Origin of the sequence: Micromonospora sp. WMMC250 (assembly GCF_027460215.1) — a bacterium.
Lineage (GTDB): Bacteria > Actinomycetota > Actinomycetes > Mycobacteriales > Micromonosporaceae > Micromonospora > Micromonospora taraxaci.
In genome coordinates, this window is sequence record NZ_JAPZBJ010000002.1 from 1,414,723 (window position 1) to 1,432,634 (window position 17,912).

Annotated in this window: 16 protein-coding genes; 9 read left to right on the top strand and 7 right to left on the bottom strand. The window is 72.4% G+C overall.

Going from position 1 to position 17,912, the window contains the following annotated elements:
• Nucleotides 1-357: 357 nt before the first annotated feature.
• From O3438_RS06085 to O3438_RS06095, 3 genes are read left to right on the top strand one after another with little or no spacing between them, the layout of a single operon-like run.
• Nucleotides 358-1,239 (top strand): Asp23/Gls24 family envelope stress response protein, encoded by an 882-nt coding sequence (locus tag O3438_RS06085; RefSeq protein ID WP_269678991.1) that lies wholly within the window; start codon nt 358-360, stop codon nt 1,237-1,239.
• Nucleotides 1,236-1,799: a hypothetical protein gene (locus tag O3438_RS06090; protein WP_269678992.1), complete on the top strand. Its 564-nt coding sequence runs from the start codon at nt 1,236-1,238 to the stop codon at nt 1,797-1,799. Before O3438_RS06085 ends, O3438_RS06090 begins: the two co-directional genes overlap by 4 nt.
• Nucleotides 1,800-1,855: 56 nt before the next feature.
• Nucleotides 1,856-2,581, top strand: coding sequence for a helical backbone metal receptor (locus tag O3438_RS06095; protein WP_269678993.1), 726 nt, complete (start codon nt 1,856-1,858; stop codon nt 2,579-2,581).
• A 25-nt stretch (nt 2,582-2,606) separates the two neighbouring features.
• Here the strand turns inward: O3438_RS06095 and O3438_RS06100 are convergent, their stop codons facing one another.
• Nucleotides 2,607-3,563, bottom strand: a complete 957-nt coding sequence (locus O3438_RS06100) for a TerC family protein (protein ID WP_442929563.1) — start codon at nt 3,561-3,563, stop codon at nt 2,607-2,609.
• Between the two features lie 215 nt (nt 3,564-3,778).
• Here O3438_RS06100 and O3438_RS06105 point away from each other — a divergent pair, with 215 nt between their 5' ends.
• Complete coding sequence (locus tag O3438_RS06105) at nt 3,779-4,336, top strand: hypothetical protein (RefSeq protein ID WP_442929564.1); 558 nt, start codon at nt 3,779-3,781, stop codon at nt 4,334-4,336.
• 228 nt (nt 4,337-4,564) lie between these two features.
• Nucleotides 4,565-4,957 (top strand): FKBP-type peptidyl-prolyl cis-trans isomerase, encoded by a 393-nt coding sequence (locus O3438_RS06110; RefSeq protein WP_088989476.1) that lies wholly within the window; start codon nt 4,565-4,567, stop codon nt 4,955-4,957.
• 44 nt (nt 4,958-5,001) lie between these two features.
• Here O3438_RS06110 and O3438_RS06115 read toward each other — a convergent pair whose 3' ends face one another.
• Nucleotides 5,002-5,388, bottom strand: coding sequence for an STAS domain-containing protein (locus O3438_RS06115; RefSeq protein WP_269678996.1), 387 nt, complete (start codon nt 5,386-5,388; stop codon nt 5,002-5,004).
• A 253-nt stretch (nt 5,389-5,641) separates the two neighbouring features.
• On the opposite strand from O3438_RS06115, the gene O3438_RS06120 reads away from it, so the two are divergent.
• Nucleotides 5,642-6,658: an SMP-30/gluconolactonase/LRE family protein gene (locus O3438_RS06120; RefSeq protein WP_269678997.1), complete on the top strand. Its 1,017-nt coding sequence runs from the start codon at nt 5,642-5,644 to the stop codon at nt 6,656-6,658.
• A 74-nt stretch (nt 6,659-6,732) separates the two neighbouring features.
• Here O3438_RS06120 and O3438_RS06125 read toward each other — a convergent pair whose 3' ends face one another.
• Nucleotides 6,733-8,001, bottom strand: coding sequence for a L,D-transpeptidase (locus tag O3438_RS06125; RefSeq protein WP_269678998.1), 1,269 nt, complete (start codon nt 7,999-8,001; stop codon nt 6,733-6,735).
• A 773-nt stretch (nt 8,002-8,774) separates the two neighbouring features.
• On the opposite strand from O3438_RS06125, the gene O3438_RS06130 reads away from it, so the two are divergent.
• Both O3438_RS06130 and O3438_RS06135 read left to right on the top strand, forming a co-directional pair.
• Entirely contained in the window at nt 8,775-9,731 is a 957-nt protein-coding gene (locus O3438_RS06130) for a sugar phosphate isomerase/epimerase family protein (protein WP_269678999.1), read from the top strand.
• Nucleotides 9,732-9,754: 23 nt separating this feature from the next.
• Nucleotides 9,755-11,854 carry a PQQ-dependent sugar dehydrogenase gene (locus tag O3438_RS06135; protein WP_269679000.1) on the top strand — a complete coding sequence of 700 codons (2,100 nt, stop codon included), beginning with the start codon at nt 9,755-9,757 and terminating at the stop codon, nt 11,852-11,854.
• A gap of 85 nt (nt 11,855-11,939) precedes the next feature.
• Here the strand turns inward: O3438_RS06135 and O3438_RS06140 are convergent, their stop codons facing one another.
• The 4 genes from O3438_RS06140 to pdhA all read right to left on the bottom strand — a co-directional run bounded on the left by O3438_RS06140 (nt 11,940) and on the right by pdhA (nt 17,299).
• Nucleotides 11,940-13,619: a right-handed parallel beta-helix repeat-containing protein gene (locus O3438_RS06140; RefSeq protein WP_269679001.1), complete on the bottom strand. Its 1,680-nt coding sequence runs from the start codon at nt 13,617-13,619 to the stop codon at nt 11,940-11,942.
• A gap of 130 nt (nt 13,620-13,749) precedes the next feature.
• Entirely contained in the window at nt 13,750-15,135 is a 1,386-nt protein-coding gene (locus tag O3438_RS06145; RefSeq protein ID WP_442929565.1) for a dihydrolipoamide acetyltransferase family protein, read from the bottom strand.
• Nucleotides 15,132-16,136, bottom strand: a complete 1,005-nt coding sequence (locus O3438_RS06150; protein WP_269683580.1) for an alpha-ketoacid dehydrogenase subunit beta — start codon at nt 16,134-16,136, stop codon at nt 15,132-15,134. Before O3438_RS06150 ends, O3438_RS06145 begins: the two co-directional genes overlap by 4 nt.
• On the bottom strand, nt 16,133-17,299 hold the full coding sequence (gene pdhA / locus O3438_RS06155; RefSeq protein ID WP_442929566.1) for a pyruvate dehydrogenase (acetyl-transferring) E1 component subunit alpha: 1,167 nt from the start codon (nt 17,297-17,299) through the stop codon (nt 16,133-16,135). Before pdhA ends, O3438_RS06150 begins: the two co-directional genes overlap by 4 nt.
• 105 nt (nt 17,300-17,404) lie before the next feature.
• Here pdhA and O3438_RS06160 point away from each other — a divergent pair, with 105 nt between their 5' ends.
• Nucleotides 17,405-17,911 carry an Lrp/AsnC family transcriptional regulator gene (locus O3438_RS06160; protein ID WP_442929567.1) on the top strand — a complete coding sequence of 169 codons (507 nt, stop codon included), beginning with the start codon at nt 17,405-17,407 and terminating at the stop codon, nt 17,909-17,911.
• The last annotated feature ends 1 nt before the right edge of the window (nt 17,912 follow it).

Sequence of the window (17,912 nt, forward strand, 5' to 3'; positions counted from 1 at the left end):
GGCGGCACGCCTGATCCCGTCGGATCGACCACCGGCCGGAGGCACATCCCGAGATGTGTGACTCAGGTCACACCGGAGTGGTGTTCCAGGGACTCCCCGCTGTGTATCCAGCGGAGTCGCCGGTCGCGGACCGGCCGGGAGGTCAGCATGTCGCGACAGCAGCTCGGCACCCGCACGAGTCGGGGCGCTCGCCAGCGCCGGGACGACCCGCGCCGCGCCCGTCGACCGGGACTGTCCGGTGATCCGACGATCCTCCGACGCCCCCGCGCCGTTCGGGCGGGACGTCACCACCGACTGCCACCACGACCCGTGGCCTACGGTCCGTCAGCGCGCACGGCCGGCCCCGCTCCGATCACCGTGAATCCGGGCGCCGGTACCCGCGGCCGGCGTACCGGGCAGCGGAGCACCGCCGAGACGGCGGACGTCGCCCGGATCGCTGTCCACGCGGCCCGTCAGGTGCCCGGCGTCACCGGCGCCCACCCGGCCACCGTCCGGCTGGTCGACACCTGCGTGGGGCTCGACCTGCACCTGGTCACCACGTACGGGTACAGCGTGCCCGCCGTCACCGAGGCGGTCCGGACCGCCGTCGCCGACCGGGTGGCCGCCGGAACCGGCCTCACCGTGGCCGCCGTGACCATCACGGTGGACGACCTGATCGTCCCCGGGGCACACCACGCCGATCCACGACCACCAGCCCGGCGACCCGAGGTCGGCATGCGCGTCGTCAACCGGACCGCCTCGTCGCTGCTGGCCGTCGCACTGCTGGTCGGCGGGGTTCTCCTGGCCGTACAGGCGCTGCTCGTCGCGCTGGGCCGCCCCGCACCACTGCTCGCCCGCACCGGCTGGTACGAGGCGTTGACCAGCACCCGGTGGCACGACCCGGACGTCCGCACCGGCGCCGGCGCGGCCATCCTGTCGGGTCTGGTCATCCTGGTCGCCCAACTGCGCCGCTGGACGCCGTCCCGGCTGCGCGTCGACGAGCGGGACGGCTGGCACCTGCGCAGACGGTGCGTGGAACGCCGGCTGACCGACGCGGCCGGGACCGTGCCCGGTGTTCGCCGGGCACGGGTGCGCGTGCGGCGGCGCGGTGACCAGTGGCGTCCCCGCGTGCACGCCACCGGCGACCCCGCAGCGCACGCGGAGGTCGAGTTCGCCGTGCGCCAGGAGCTGCGGCGGCTCGCCGCGCCCCGCGCCGGCCGGATCGAGATCCGGCTGCTGCCGCGCCGGAGGCCGGCATGACCGACGCCGCACACCGCCTGCTGTGGACGATCGTCGCGCTGGTGCTGGTGGCGTTCGGAGCGGCAGCGATGTGGGTCAGCGTCAGCGCGCCTCCCGCCGACGCCCCGGGTGCGGCGCTGCTCGGCGCCGGCCTGCTCGACGCGTGGCGACTGGCCGCGCCGTGGAGCACCCTGGCCGCCGCCGTCACCGGAGTGCTCGCCGCCCTCGCCGGGCAGCGCCTGTTGGCGGGTGAGCTGCGTCGACCCCGCCAGGCACTACGCGGCATGCTGAGCCACCAGGGCCACCGCCCCGGTCGTACCCGCCTGAGCACCGACGTGCTGGTCGGCGCGCTGGAGCGGGACCTGACGACCGGCGACCGCGGGGTGCGCCGCGCACGGGTGGTGCTCACCGGCGCGCCGCAGCGGCCCGACGTGTGGATCCGGGTGGATCTGGCGGCCGACGCGAGGGCCGACGGCGTACGCGCGCACGTCGACGCCGCGGTCCGCCGGTTCGCGACGACCGTCGGCTGCGCACCCGCGCACCTCGACGTGAGCGCCCGTGTCGAGCCCGGCCCACCCTGACCCGCGTCACGCCGACCGGACGGGCATGATCGGTGCCGGGGACGGGAGGTACGCGGATGCGGGTGGTGTCGCTGGTGCCGTCACTGACCGAGGCGGTGGCGCTGACAGTGCCGGGAACGCTGGTCGGGGCGACCGACTGGTGCAGCCACCCGGCCGGGCTCGACGTCGCACGGGTCGGCGGCAGCAAGTACCCGGACCTGGACCGGGTTCGCGCGCTGCGGCCGGACCTGGTGCTCCTGAACGTGGAGGAGAACCGCCGGGCCGACGCCGAGGCGCTGCGGGCGGCGGGCGTACCGGTGCGGGTCACCTATCCGCGCACCGTCGCGGGCGCGTTGACCGAGCTGGGCGAACTGCTCGCCGAGTTGGGCGCCCCGACGGAGCCGACCTGGTTGCGCGCGGCCCGGCGGGCCTGGGCCGACCCACCCCTGCTCACGCCGTCCCGCCGGGTGGTGGTGCCGGTGTGGCGTCGGCCGTGGGTGGTGCTCGGCGGCGACACGTTCGCCGGCGACGTGCTGCGTCGGCTCGGCGTGGTCAACGCCTACGACGAACACCCGGAGCGCTATCCCCGGCCCACCCTCGCCGAGCTGCGCGAACAGCAACCCGAGCTGGTGGTGCTGCCCGACGAGCCGTACACGTTCACCGCCGACGACGGGCCCGAAGCGTTCCCCGGCGTACCGTGCGCTCTGCTCTCCGGTCGACACCTCACCTGGTACGGCCCCTCGCTCGCCGAGGCGCCCGCGCTCCTGGCCGACCAGCTGTCCCGGCCGGTGCTGGCCGGCTGACCCGACACGTGTTGGCCGGGTGACGTCAGCCGGCCGGGGCACGCCGCGCGGCCAGCAGGCTGGCGCCGATGGAGATCGCCAGGGTCAGCACCACCACCGCGAGCGTCATCCAGACCGGCAGTTTGCCCACCGGCGTCTCGGCGAGGATGAGTTTCAGCCCGGCGAAGGCCAGCAGGAACGCGAGTCCGTACCGCAGGTAGCCGAAGTGTCGGAGCAGGCCGGCGAGGCAGAAGTAGAGGCTGCGCAACCCCAGCACGGCGAACGCGGTGGCCGTCCAGACCAGGAAGGTGTTGGTGGTGATGGCGAGGATCGCCGCCACCGAGTCGATGGCGAACACCACGTCGGTGGCCTCGATGGCGACGAGCGCCACCAGCAGCAGTGTCGCCATCCGCCGGCCGGCCACCCGGGCGGTGAACCGGTCGCCGTGGTAGCGCGCGTCGGTGGGCACGAGCTTCCGGAACAGCCGGACCACGACGTTGCGTTCCGGGTCGACGTCCGGCTTTCCGCGTACGGCGAGCCGCCAGCCGGTCCAGATCAGGAACGCGCCGAGCACGAACCCGGCCCAGGTGAGCCGGTCCAGCAGCTCGGCACCGGCGAGGATGAACAGCAGACGGAAGACGAGCGCCCCCACGACGCCCCAGAACAGCACCTTGTGCTGGTAGCCGGCTGGCACCTGGAAGTAGCCGAAGAGCAGGGCGAAGACGAACACGTTGTCCACCGAGAGCGCCTTCTCCAGCAGGTACCCGGAGAAGTACGCGATGGCCGGGTCGCCGCCGAGCCCCCACCAGACGACCAGCCCGAACAGCAGACCCGCGCCGATCCAGACGGCGCTCCACAGCAGCGCCTCGCGGAGGTCGATGACGTGGTTGTCCCGGTGCAGGAGCACGTCCACGGCGAGCATCACGGCGATCACCGCGCCGACTGCCGCCCAGGCCCACAGCGGGACCGGGACTGCCACCTCCGCCACCGAAGCCTCCCGCATCGGCCACGGTGCGCCCGTACCCCGCCCGCCGGCCGGCCGTTCCCGAGCCTAGGCGAGCGGCCGACCCGACGTCGGCGGTCCCGCGAAGTCGGGCGGACGGGCCGGAGGGGTCCAACGTCCCGTGCCGACGCGGTCTGTCGGCCCTGCCGCGGACGGCGCCGTGAGCGTCCACTGGAGGTGCCACCGGGACGTGCGGTGCGAGACTGAGAAGGGACGTGGGGACCATGACCGCGACGACCGACCGGGTCACCGTCGAGAACACCGCTCCGACGCCCGGCACCACTGGGGGGCGGGCCGTGCGGTACATCCTCGCCGGCCTCCGCCTGGCGCTCGGCTGGATCTTCCTCTGGGCGTTCGTCGACAAGATGTTCGGCCTCGGGATGGCCACCGAGTCGAAGAACGCCTGGATCAACGGGGGCAGCCCCACCAAGGGCTTCCTCACCTTCGGGGTGACGGGCCCGTTCACGGACGTGTACACCGGGATCGCCGGTGCCGCCTGGGCGGACTGGCTGTTCATGGTCGGCCTGGCCGGAATCGGTGTCGCCCTGCTGCTCGGCATCGGCATGCGGGTCGCCGCCGTGACCGGTGGGCTGCTGCTGGTCCTGATGTGGACCGCCGTCCTGCCCCCGGAGAACAACCCCTTCATGGACGACCACCTGATCTACGCGGCGGTGCTGGCGGTCCTCGCGCTACTCGACGCCGGCGACACCTGGGGCCTCGGCCGGGTGTGGGGGAAGCTGCCCGTCGTCCAGCGGCTGCCCTGGCTGCGCTGACCACTCGACGACATCCCGAGCGGGCGTCACCACCTCCGGTGACGCCCGCCGACCCGTCCGCGGTCGCCACCGCCCCGGCCTCTCGCGCCGCACTCGTCGCAATGGCTGCCGACGGCGGCGCGGGTGTGGATTCGAGCAGGTGGCGGGTCCGCCGCACATCGGTGAGGTGCTATCCGGCAGGATCGACGGTGACCGGACACATCACCCGCAACGGCAGGAGATCCCCGCATGAACCAGGCAGCAGGCGCCCGATCCGGCAAGCCCGAGGTGGGTCCGATCGAGGGTGCACCGCCCGCCGACCTCGTGATCGAGGACATCACCGTGGGCGACGGCCCGCAGGCGGAGGCGGGCCAGCTGGTCAGCGTGCACTACGTCGGCGTGTCGCACTCCACCGGCGGCGAGTTCGACTCGTCCTGGAACCGGGGCCAGGCGTTCGAGTTCCCGCTCGGCGGCGGGCAGGTCATCGCCGGCTGGGACCAGGGCGTCGTCGGCATGCGCGTCGGCGGCCGTCGCCGTCTGACCATCCCGCCACACCTCGGGTACGGCGACCGGGGCGCGGCCGGTGTGATCAAGCCCGGCGAGACGCTGATCTTCGTCGTGGACCTGCTCGGCGTGCGCTGACCGATTCCCGGGGTCGCCGGCTCACGCTGGCGACCCCTCGCCGGTCAGGCGGCCAACTGCAGGTGTGCGGTCGTGCCTCCGGTGAGACGCGCGGCGTTGATCACCTTGGCCGGCTCCAGGATCGGCATCACGCGGTGCAGACCGCTGGCACGGAGCACCCGCGCCACCACCGGGCTCGGGTCGACGAGGACCAGCTCGCCACCGCAGGCCCGGACGCGCAGATGCGCGGCGAGCAGCGTGCGGACGCCAGCGGCGGAGAGCAGCCGCAGATCGGACAACTCCAGCTGAAGCACCCGGCGAGCCGGCGCGGACCACAACGCGGACCGGAACGCCGCCACGGTGGCGATGTCGACCTCGCCCGCCACCCGCATGACGACCACCTGGTCACCCACGCTGACCTGCACGTCGAGCCGGTCGCTGTCCTCTTCCATGCCAAGAAATCTAGCCGCCACCTCCGACAGTTTCGCCCCTCGGCGGAGTGATTCCGGGTACGCCCAGGGTCATACCCGGAGGCGGCGCTCCTCCCCCTCAGGGTGGAGGTTCGGGGCCCTCCCCCGGACGTGACCACCCCCGGGTCGACCGGCCGGGCCGCCGGCCCTGCCACCACGTCGGCACTCGGTGGCTCGGCGCGCCGCGCAGGCGATGGTCGACGGCAGGCGGCACCGAGGGGTGGAGAATAGGTCGATGCTGATCCCCCGGCCACGGCCGCCTCGGCTGATCCGGCCCGTCCGTGAGCCCGCGACCGTTCCCCCGGCGCTGACCGGAGCATGGGCCCCCACCGACCGCCGGCTCGACCACGTCGATCTGCTACCCCTCCCCGAGGGGGCCGTCGGCCCGGAGGACGTGGTGGTCGACGGCGCCGGCCGGGTGGTCAGCGGCGACGAGGAGGGGCGGCTCTGGTGGTGGCCGGTCGACGCGCCGGCCGGCACCCGACCCCGGCTGCTCGCCGAGACCGGTGGCCGACCGCTCGGCATCGAGGTGGACCCGTCCGATGCGGCACTGGTCGTCTGCGACGCGTACCGCGGGTTGCTGCGGGTCACCCCCGACGGCGCGGTGCACGAACTGACCGGCACCGCGCCCCCGGTGCACCTGGCCAACAACGCGACGGTGGCCCGCGACGGCACGATCTACTTCACCGACTCCTCCGACCGGTTCCCGGTTTCACACTGGAAGCGCGATCTGCTGGAGCACCGCCCCAACGGCCGGGTGCTGGCCCACCACCCGCACAGCGGCCGCACCGAGGTGGTGGCCGAGGGTCTGTACTTCCCCAACGGGATCGCGCTGACCCCGGACGAGTCGGCGGTGATGCTCGTGGAGACCAGCACCCACCGGCTGCTCCGCGTCGAACTGGGCGGCGGTGTGCGGGTTCTGGCCGACCTGCCCGCGTACCCGGACAACCTCGCCGCCGTGGGCGACGGGACGTACTGGATAGCGCTGCCCAGCCCACGGGTGCCGATCGCCGAGCGGCTCCTGCCGCATCCGCGGCTGCGCCAACTCGCCGCGTTGCTCCCCGACGCGATGCAGCCGCAACCCCGCCGCTACGGGCTGGTCGCGCTCGTCGACGGCGACGGCACGGTCCGCCGGACGCTGCACGGCCCCAACGGGCACTACCGGATGATCACCGGGGTACGCCAGCACGGCGACCACCTCTGGCTGGGCAGCCTGACCGGGCCGGGGGTGGCCCGCGTACCCCTGCGGTGAACGCCGGCCGGAGCACGCGCGCGGCGACGGGCCGGCTCGCCGCAGCGGACCGGCCCGTTCGACCGCCGTGTCGCTCAGCGACCGCTGACCGAGGGCGCCGGGGCAGGCGACCCGCCGGCCACCGCGCCCGGGTGGGCCGGAGCGACCGGGGCGGGCTTGAGCCCGGGTGGCACCGGCAGCGCGCTGCCTCGGACGAACTCGTCCCAGCTCACGTTCCACGCGGTCCAGCCGTTACCCGGCTGCAGTTCCACTTCGGTGCCCTTCACGGTCACCAGGTCCCCGACCTGCGTCACCCCCATCAACCAGTCGGCCGCGGTGGCGGAGACGTTGGCACACCCGTGTGAGACGTTCGTGTTGCCCTGGTCCCCCTCCGACCACGGGGCGGAGTGGATGAACTCGCCACCCCAGGTGTAGCGCTGGGCGTCGTCGACATCGACCACGTAGCCGCCGTTGGGCTCACCCCGGGTGTCGAAGGTGGTCCGTTCGTGCTTCTCCATGATCACCATCTTGCCGCTCGAACTCGGCGTGCTCGGCTTGCCCAGACTGACCGGGATCCGGCGGATCTGTTTGCCGTCCCGCAGGACCGTCATCTGCTTGGTGGCGTTGTCGATCTCCAACGAGACCTGCCGTCCGATCGTGGACGTCGCGGTGCGCTCGGCGTCACCGACCCGGTCCTTGCCGATCGGCAGACCCTCCAGGCCGGCCCGGACGCTGATCGTCGTCCCCGGCTTCCAGAAATCGGGGGCCCGGTAATAGACCTGAGTCCCGTCCTCGAGCCATGACCAGGTGCCCGGCTGCGGAGGATTCGTCTTCACGAACAACCGTCGCTGGACATCCGCTCTGGCCTCTTTCGGAATTCCCGGGTCGAACGCGACGGTAACCGGCATCGCCGTGCCGTACGTCCGTTTGCCGACAAAATAGAGGGTGCTGGTGATCTGCGGTTTGGTCGATTTGGCCATCGTGGTGAAGGTGGTGGTGCGGGTCGTGGTGGCGCCGGAGTCACCGGTAGCTGTCACCTCGGCCGTGTAGGTCCGTTTCGGCTGCAACGGAGCGCTCGGCACCCAGCCCGACCCGTCCTCCCGCGGCTCGGCGTCGACCTGCTTGCCCTTGTCGTCGGTCAGACGTACGCCGGTGACCCGGCCCCCCTTGACCACGGTGCCCACCTCGGCACTGACCGGCACGTCGCGGGCCTTGTCCCCCGGCGTGACGGCGAGCTCCGGCGGGGCGGCGTGCTTCTTGGCCGAACCGGTCGCGGACCCCCGGTCGGCGGTGCACCCACCCAGGACGAGTGGTGCGGCTGCGATGGTTACCGCCAACAGCGTCAATCGCCGCCTACACGTCATGTTCAGTCCCCCCGTATTCGACTTCCCTATGCCGACATTCTCGCTTCCCGGGCATGGGCGATTGCGGCATTCGGAAATAATTGTCGGCGCTTTTGTCGGCACAGTTTCCAATTATGTTCCGCTTGGTGGAATAGGAGCTCAGCCGGCATCTCTCGTGCCGTTTGCTCTGCTTCAGCGCGGGCAACGCCGGCTGTCCGGATGACGCCCTCCCGGGGCGGGTGAGCCGAACCGCGCCGAAGGGGGCGTACGGCCCGACGCGAGGTCGAGCGGCCGCGTCCGGCTTCGGCGACCGTGCGAGCACGACCCTCGTGATCGACTCGGTCTTCCTGAGAGCGGTGTATCGACCGCGCTCGGACACCCCGACTTTCAGGAAGACGAGGGGATCGCTCGAGGGGTCGGAGGCGGGGCGGGCGCGGGTGCCGGGAGCGCCGCGGAGGCGCCCGGAAGGAGGAGGTCATCCCTGCCGGCGCACCTCGACAGCGCGCTTTTGTCATTTGGAGCGAAACTTCTGCCAAACGCGACGAAGCTTTGCCTTCGTCCGGAGGCAAGGGTAGGGTCTCGATCTAGATAGAGGGTTGCCCATTAGTCGATCAGTCTGCCGCCACCCCTGCCGGGTCGCCGCGTTCCGCTCCTGACAGGGCCGGGCCGCACCCGAGCGCCGTCCGTCACCGTCCAGCCGGAGCCCGCCTCCGGCCGGTTCGGCGCGCCCGGGCGACGGCAGCCAGGTCGACCGCCGCCGACGGCATGCCAGCCGTCAGGAAGGGACCACCACCATGGATCGACAGATCAACCGACCGGAGCCGACACCGGCGTCGGAGTCGGTCAGTCGGCGTGGAGTGCTGCGCGCCGCGACCGCCTCCGCCGCTGCCGTCGGCGCCGCCGGTCTGCTCGCCGGGCCGGCCGTCGCCGCACCCGCCGCACCGGCGCAGGGCCGGCGCCGGGTACCGGTGGACCGGATCAGCATCCAGCTCTACACGCTGCGCGACCAGCTCGCCGCCGACCTGCCCGGCACCCTGGACGCGCTGCGTCGGATCGGCTACCGGCGGGTGGAGCACGCCGGTTTCGTCGGACGCACCGCCGCCCAGTTCCGGGCCGCGCTCGACGAGGCGGGGCTGCGCTCCACGTCCGGGCACGTCGGGATTCCGCAGCCGTTCGACGCCGCGACCTGGGAACAGGCCCTCGCCGACGCCAAGGTCGTGGGCTGCAAGAAGATCGTCCACCCGTACTTCGGTCGGGACGCGGCCGGCCAGCCGATCCGGGACCCCGCCGTCTACCGGGCCCTCGCCCGGGACCTGAACAAGGCCGGACGGCTCGCCGAGCGCGCGGGGCTCGAGTTCGGCTACCACAACCACCAGCTCGAGTTCGTGCCCCTGACCGGCGGCTCGACCGGGTTCGACATCCTCGCGACGCAGACCGACCCGCGTCTGGTCCACTTCGAACTGGACCTCTACTGGACCTGGCGCGGCGCGCACGACCCGGTCGACGTGATCAAGGCCAACCGTGGCCGGATCCGCCAGGTGCACGTCAAGGACCTCGACGTCGAGGGCGGTTTCGCCGACCTCGGCGACGGCCTGATCGACTTCGGCCGGATCTTCGCCCACGAGCGGGAAGCCGGCATCGAGGAGTACATCGTGGAGCGTGACGACGCGGGCACGCCGCCGCGCTCCCCCGCCGATGCCCTGGACACCGCCCGCGTCGGCTTCGACTATCTCGCCTCACTTCGGTACTGACACCACCCCGGGGGACACACCTGATGAACAGGACCGCATTCGCGTCCGCCCTGCTGCTGGTGACGGCCGGTCTGGTCGTACCACCGTCGGCAGCGGCCGCAGCGCCGGCCGCGCCGCCGGACAGCAGCTTCCAGAAAGTGACACTGAACGACTTCCCGGGCGAGCCGATCAGCCTCGCCGTCCTGCCCGACCTGCGGGTGCTGCACACCTCGCGCACCGGCGAGGTCCGCATCCACGACCCGCGCACCGGGCTGAACACCCTCGCCGCCGACATCCCGGTGTACGAGCACGACGAGGAGGGCTTGCAGGGGGTCGCGATCGACCCGAACTTCGCCCAGAACAAGTGGGTGTACCTCTACTACTCGCCGCCGATGAACACCCCGGTGGACGACCCGGCGACCCCGGGCGTCAACGAGGGCGACGCGCCGGAGACCGGCACCGAGGCGGACTGGCAGCGGTTCAAGGGCGCGCTGCGGCTGTCCCGGTTCAAGCTGGAGGGGATGAAGCTCAACCTCGCCAGCGAGCAGCAGATCATCGACGTGCCGACCGACCGGGGCATCTGCTGCCACGTCGGCGGGCAGATCGACTTCGACAGCAAGGGCAACCTGTACCTGTCGACCGGTGACGACACCAACCCGTTCGCCTCCGACGGCTACATCCCGATCGACGAGCGGGCCGACCGCAACCCGGCGTACGACGCGCAGCGCACCTCGGCCAACACCAACGACCTGCGCGGCAAGCTGCTGCGCATCAAGCCGAAGGCCGCCGGCGGGTACACGGTGCCGGCCGGCAACCTGTTCAAGCCCGGCGCCGCACAGACCCGCCCGGAGATCTACGCGATGGGGCTGCGCAACGCGTTCCGGTTCGCCGTCGACAAGCGCACCGACAACGTCTACCTGGCCGACTACTCACCGGACGCGTCCTCCCCGAACCCGGAGCGCGGCCCGGCCGGACACGGCCGGTGGATGCTCATCGACAAGCCGGCGAACTACGGCTGGCCGTACTGCGTGACGCCGACGATCGCCTACCGCGACTACGACTTCGCCACCGGCGAGTCCGGCAAGAAGTTCAACTGCGCGAAGCCGGTGAACGACTCACCGCACAACACCGGCAAGCGCGTGCTGCCGCCGGTCGAGCAGCCGGAGGTCTGGTACCCGTCCGCGGCGTCCGGTGAGTTCCCGCAGTTGGGCACCGGTGGTATCGGCCCGATGGGCGGCCCGGCGTACGACTACGACGGGACCAGCACGTCGCGTACCCGCTGGCCGGCCTACTACGACGGGGTGCCGCTGTTCTACGAGTGGACCCGGGACTACATCAAGGAGTTCCGCCTCGACGCCAACGGGAACGTCGCGGACATCCGCTCGGTGGTCCCCTCCATCGTGGTGGACAACCCCATGGACATGGAGTTCGGCCCGGACGGTTCGCTCTACGTGCTGGAGTACGGTGACGGCTACTTCGCCGAGAACCCGGACGCCCAGCTGTCCCGGATCGACTTCGTCCGCGGCAACCGGACGCCGATCCCGAAGATCAGCGCCGACAAGACCGTCGGGCAGGCCCCGCTGACCGTGACGTTCTCCAGCGCCGGCACCACCGACCCGGACGGTGACAAGCTCAGCTACGCGTGGGACTTCAACGCGGACGGTTCGGTGGACAGCACCGATCCGAACCCGACCTGGACGTTCCAGGAGAACGGCTCGTACACGCCGACGGTGAAGGTGACCGACCGCACCGGCCGGTCCGCCTCGGCGACGCTGCCGCTGGTGATCGGGCCGACGGCGCCGGTCATCGAGTTCGTCGCCCCGGTCGCCGGGCAGCCCTTCCAGTTCGGGCAGACCGTCGCGTACGAGGTGAAGGTCACCGACGACCTGCCGGTGGACTGCTCCCGGGTGACGGTCACCTACGTGCTCGGGCACGACGAGCACGGGCACCCGTTGTCCACGTCGACCGGCTGCACCGGCAGCATCCCGACCTTCGTGGACGGTGGGCACGCCGGCGCGGACAACCTGACCGCGGTGTTCGTCGCCGAGTACACCGACGCGCCGACCGAGCCGGGCGTCCCGCCGCAGTCCGCCTCGGCCACTGTCGTGCTGGACCCGGACCCGGTGGCTGGCCTGGCCGGCTGACGGGTAGACGGTGACAGCGGCGGCGGTCGGAACACTCCGGCCGCCGCCGCATCCGTTCCTCCCATTCGGTGCGGAGATCGGCCGCTCAGCTCCAGTCGCTGTCGACGTGGTTGTCCCGCCAGCGTCCGCCCACCGGCGGGGTGTCCAACCGCATCCCCTCGTCGACGTTGCCGGCGAGGTCGTTGTCCTCGACCCGGCAGTCCACACAACTGCCGCGCTCGGTGATCCACAGCCCGTGGGTCTGGGTCTGGTTGTCGTGGTTGTCCCAGATCCGGTTGCCGCGGATGGTCGCCGAGTCGAACGGCGCGTCGATCGTGACACCGGCACGTCGTTCCGGCGCGGGGGCCAGCTCGTACCCGCAACCGGGCGGTGGCACGTCCCCGCTCCACGCGCTGAACGCGTCCGGACGGACCGGGGCGAGCATGAGTTCGTCGCCGCTGTTGGCGGCGACCATGGCGACGGCCCGCCCGACCCGCAGGACCTTGCCCCGGTGGCCGTCGTGCGGCCAGTCAGCCGACCGGTCCACGAGCGTCCGCTCGTCGTAGCGTACGGCGTCGCCGGCACCGCCCGCGCCCTGCGCGTACTGCCGGCCGTTGTTGCGGATCCGGTTGTTGAGCAGCACCGCGTCGCTCATCTGGTGGTCGACGCGGATCGCGTCCAACCCGTTGCCCCAGAACTCGTTGCTCTCGATCACCACGTCCCGGATCGTGCCCTGGTAGCCGCGCCCCAGGTCGTGCGCGTGGTAGCCGTGCTGACCATTGCCGCTGATCCGGTTGCCCCGCACGGTGTACGGGCCGGGACTGTTACCGATGCTGACACCGTCGCGCAGGTTTGCGTCGATGACGCAGTCGGTGAGCAGTCCACCCCGTCCGGCGATGCCCGCGGTGCCCTGAGCCGACACGTCGAAGCCGGTCTCCAGGTTGCCGGTCATCGTGCAGGCGGAGACGATCAGACCGTCGGCGCCCCAGTCGGAGATGCCGAACCGGTTGCCCTGACTGTGGCAGCCGACGATGCGGTAGCCACGCGGCGGTTCCCAGTAGTCCTTCTGCAACTCCAGAAAGATGCCGTTCGTGCCGTTGGCCAGGGCGGTGCAGTTGGCGATGGTCAGGCGTTCCATCGTGCCCCACCCGCCGATGCCGATCCCGATGCCGGCACCGCCGATCTGCTCGCCGTTGTCCAGGCGGCCGCAGCCGACCACCACCACACCGTCGATGAGCGTGTCCTGGAGGAAGTCGCAGCCCAACCCGGTGGCGGCGGTGTGGTGGATGTAGAGGTTGCGGAACACGCCGCGCACCACATACTGAAGACCGAGGCCCTTGGCCAGGTAGTTGTACTCGGCCATCGCCACGCCCGAGCCGTCGATCTGGAAGTCGGCGAAGGTGCAGTCGGCGATGTGCCGGTCCCGATCGGCGCCGTGCTGCACGGTGGTCCAGAAGGCCAACGGGGTCGGGTCGGCGCGGTTGCCCTCGTTGCTGAGCATGAACCGGGTCGCCGCGGGTCCGGCCCCGATCAGCGACACGCCGCTGCGCCACACCGTGCCGGCGTCCCGGATCGAGTAGATGCCCGGCGGGCAGTAGATGACCCGGGCCCGCCCGTCCGAGGCGTAGCCGGCGCCGAGGCGGTCCACGAGGGCGGCCAACGCCGGCTGGTCGTTCGTCGAGCCGTCGCCGGTCAGCCCGTACTCCAGCGCGTCGCAGTAGAGCGGCGCGCCGGCCGCGGCGGGCCGACGCACCCGCACCGAGTTGAGGATCAGCTCGTTCGCCACGGGCCCGCTCCCTTCGACGCGTTCGGTGCGCTCCGGCGGGGCCGACTTCCCGGTCACGGGGCCGGGAAACCCCGGACACGCGTCGGCCCCGGCGCCGCGAGGGCAGCGCCGGGGCCGACGGGGTACGCCGTCAGACGGCGGCGATCAGCATCGCCGGTCGTTCCACGCAGTCGGCCACGTGCCGCAGGAAGCCACCGGCCACCCCACCGTCGCAGACCCGGTGGTCGAAGGTGAGGCTGAGCTGGGTCACCTTGCGGACGGCGAGCTGCCCGTCGACCACCCACGGCTTGTCCACGATCCGCCCGACCCCGAGCAGGGCCGCCTCGGGGTGGTTGATGATCGGCGTGGAGCCGTCGACGCCGAACACCCCGTAGTTGTTCAGCGTGAACGTCCCGCCGGTCAGCCGGGCCGGCGGCAGGTTCCCGGCCCGCGCGGCGGCGGTGGTCGCCGCCAGTTCGGCCGCCAGCTCGGCGGTGGTGAGGCGTTGGGCGTCGCGCAGCACCGGCACCAGCAGACCCCGGTCGGTCTGCGCGGCGATGCCGAGGTGCACCCCGGCGGACTGGACGATCCGCTGCGCCTCCGTGTCGACCCGGGCGTTGAGCTGCGGGAACCGGCGTAGCCCGCTGAGGCAGATCCGGGCCAGCAGGGCCAGGATGCTCACCGGCGCGTCGGGGGTCGCCGCGTTGATCGCCGCACGGGTCTCCAGGAGGCCGGTGGCGTCCACGTCGACCCAGATGGTCACCTCCGGGATCTCCCGCCGGCTGCGGGAGAGCTTGTCGGCGATCGCCTTGCGCACGCCGGTGAGGGGGACGATGACGTCGCCGTCCCCGGCCGGCGCGAGGGCGACGTGCGGGTCCGGGACGGCGGCGAGCCGGGCGGCGGGCGCGGTCAGGGCCGCCTCCACGTCGGCGCGACGGATCACGCCGCCGGGACCGGTGCCCCGCACCGTACCCAGGTCGACGCCGTGGTCCCGGGCCAGCCGCCGGACGATCGGCGAGATGACCAGGGCGGCCGGCGAGCGCGGATCGGCAGGCGCGGCGGACACGGCGACGTCGGCGCGCGCAGCGTCCGGGCGGGCAGTGTCCGGGCGAGCGGCGTCCGCCGGCCCGACGTCGGTCGGTTCCGGGGCGAGGACCAGCCGAGGCCGACGTCGACGCCGGGTGGCGCCGCCGTGGCCCGTCCCGTACCCGATCAGGACGTTGCCGGAGCCGGCCCGTTCCTCCTCGCGGTAGGTGGCGTGCCCGGCGGGCTCGTCGCCGCCGTCCAGCGGCGCGATGGTGATCAACGGCTGGCCGACCGGGCGTACCTCACCGGCCGCGCCGTGCAGGGTGACCACCCGGCCGGCGTACGGGCAGGGCACGTCCACGACGGCCTTGGCGGTCTCCACCTCGACCACGCTCTGGTCGACGGTGACCACGTCGCCCACGGCGACCCGCCACTCGACGATCTCGGCCTCGCTCAGCCCTTCGCCCAGGTCGGGCAGGAGGAAGACCTGCGTGCGCTCGACGGTGGTCATGCCGCCGCCCAGCGCGCGTCCGGCTGGTCGTCCCACTGCAGGCGGGCCACCGCGTCGAGCACCCGGTCCACGCCGGGCAGGTGGGTGTGCTCCAGCATCGGCGCCGGGTACGGGATGTCCAGTCCGGCCACCCGCAGCACCGGGGCGTGCAAGGCGTGGAAGCAGCGCTCCTGCACCCGGGCGGCGATCTCCGCGCCGACACCCGCGAAGCCGGGGGCCTCCTGGATCACCACGCACCGGCCGGTGCGCCGGACCGACGCGGCGATGGTCTCGTCGTCGAACGGCACGATCGTGCGGACGTCGACGACCTCCAGGTCCCAGCCCTCCTCGCGGGCGGCCTCGGCGGCCTCCAGCGCGACCGGCACCGCCGGCCCGTACGCGACGAGGGTGGCGTCGCGTCCGGGGCGACGCACGACGGCCTTCCCGAACGGCTCGGCACGCGCGGGCAGCTCCGCGTCGGCGCTGGCGAAGTAGAGCTTCTTGGGCTCCATGAAGACCACCGGGTCGGGGTCGTCGATCGCCTCGCGCAGCAGGGAGTACGCGTCCTCGACGGTCGCCGGGGTGACCACCTTCAGTCCGGGGGTGTGCGCGTAGTACGCCTCGGACGAGTCGCAGTGGTGTTCGACCCCGCCGATGCCGCCGGCGTACGGCACCCGGATGACGATCGGCACGCTCAACGCGCCCCGGGTGCGGTTGCGCAGCTTCGCGACGTGGGAGGCGATCTGCTCGAACGCCGGGTACGCGAACGCGTCGAACTGCATCTCGACCACCGGCCGTAGCCCGGACATGGCCAGGCCTACGGCGAAACCGACGATGCCGGCCTCCGCGAGGGGGGTGTCGAAGCAGCGGTTCTCGCCGAAGCGGGCCTGGAGGCCGTCGGTGATCCGGAAGACGCCGCCGAGTTGACCGACGTCCTCACCGAAGACGACGACCCGGTCGTCGGCGGCGAGGGCGTCGGCGAGCGCGGTGTTGAGCGCCTTCGCCATGGTGGTGGTCATCAGGCGTTCCCCTCCTCGTCGCGGGCGGCGGCCAGTTCGGCACGGACCTGCTCGCGCTGTTCGACGAGCTGCGGGGTGGGCTGGGCGTACACGTGGTCGAACAGGCTCAGCGGGTCGACGGTGGGCTGCTCGTTCATCCGCGCCCGCAGGTCCGCCGCGTACGCCTCGGCCTGCTCGGCGACCTCGGCGACGGCCGCGTCGTCGAGGACGCCACGGGCGCGCAGGTAGGTCTCCAGGCGGGCGACCGGGTCCCGGTCGCGCCAGGCGTCGACCTCGGCGCCGTCGCGGTAGCGGCTGGCGTCGTCGGCGTTGGTGTGGGGTTCCATCCGGTAGGTGTGCGCCTCGACCAGGAACGGCCCGTTGCCGGCGCGGGCGTGCGCGACCGCGCGGGTGAGCACGGCGAGCACCGCCACCGGGTCGTTGCCGTCGACCTGCTCGCTCGGTACGCCGTAGCCGACGCCCTTGTAGGCCAGCGACGGCGCGGCGGTCTGCCGGGACAGCGGGACGCTGATCGCGTACCTGTTGTTCTGCACGAAGTAGACCACCGGCGCCTTGAACACGGCGGCGAAGTTGATCCCCTCGTGGAAGTCGCCCTCGCTGGTCGCGCCGTCACCGATGAAGGCCAGCGCCACTGTGTCGCGCCCCTGGTACGCCTCGCCGTGCGCCAGCCCGGCGGCGTGCACGCACTGGGTGGCGAGCGGGGTGCACTGCGGCGCGGTGCGTACCTCGGCCGGGTCGTACCCGCAGTGCCAGTCACCGCGCAGCAGGGTGAGCACCTCGACCGGGTCGATGCCTCGGGCAACCAGAGCCATCGACTCGCGGTAGGTGGGGAAGACCCAGTCGGTGTCGCGGACCGCGAGGACCGCGCCGACCTGGCACGCCTCCTGGCCCCGCGAGGACGGGTAGACGGCCAGGCGGCCCTGCTTGGTCAGGGCGGTGGCCTGGGTGTCGAAGCGGCGGCCGAGCACCATCCGGCGGTACAGCTCGCGCAGCACCTCGGCGGGCGGCTCGGGGTAGTCGGTGCGGGCGGGCAGCGGCGCGCCGGTCGGGTCGAGTAGGCGGACCGGCTCGGTGTTCGGCAGCAGCGGACGCGCCGGGTCGGGCGGGGTGGCCGCCCGACGGGTGCGCGGGGATGCCCTGCGGACCGCCTGGGGAGTGGTCGTCACGGCGGAACCTCCTGGGACGTGTGGTGAGCCTATGCTTCCGCTTGTGGATGATTGACTCAAGATCGACACAGAAGGCGGGACGATTGGCATGCGGAGGATCGGTCAGTGAGCCAGGAGAACGCCGACGACGCAGGCCGGGGCGCGGGATCGGGACGATCGGCCCGAGCGTTGGACGAGGTCGACCGGCGGATCCTCGACGAGCTGGTCCGCGACGGCCGCACGTCGGTGCGCACCCTCGCCGAACGGATCCACATCTCCCGCACCAACGCGTACGCGCGGGTGGAGCGGTTGCTGCGCGACGGGGTGATCACCGGGTTCCGGGCCCAGGTGGCGCCCGAGGCGGCCGGGCTGGGCACGTCGGCGTACATCGCGTTGACGATCGAGCAGAACACCTGGCGGGAGGTGTCGGCAGAGCTGGCCCGGGTGCGCTACATCGAGCACGCGGCACTACTCGGCGGCGACCACGACGTCCTCGCACTGGTTCGCGCGCCGGACAACGCCGCGCTGCGAGACGTGGTGCTGGGCCGGGTGCAGAGCATCCCGGGGGTGCTGTCCACCCGCACCTGGCTGGTGTTCGAGGAGTTCGACGGGGCGGACAGCCCGTGGGCCTGAC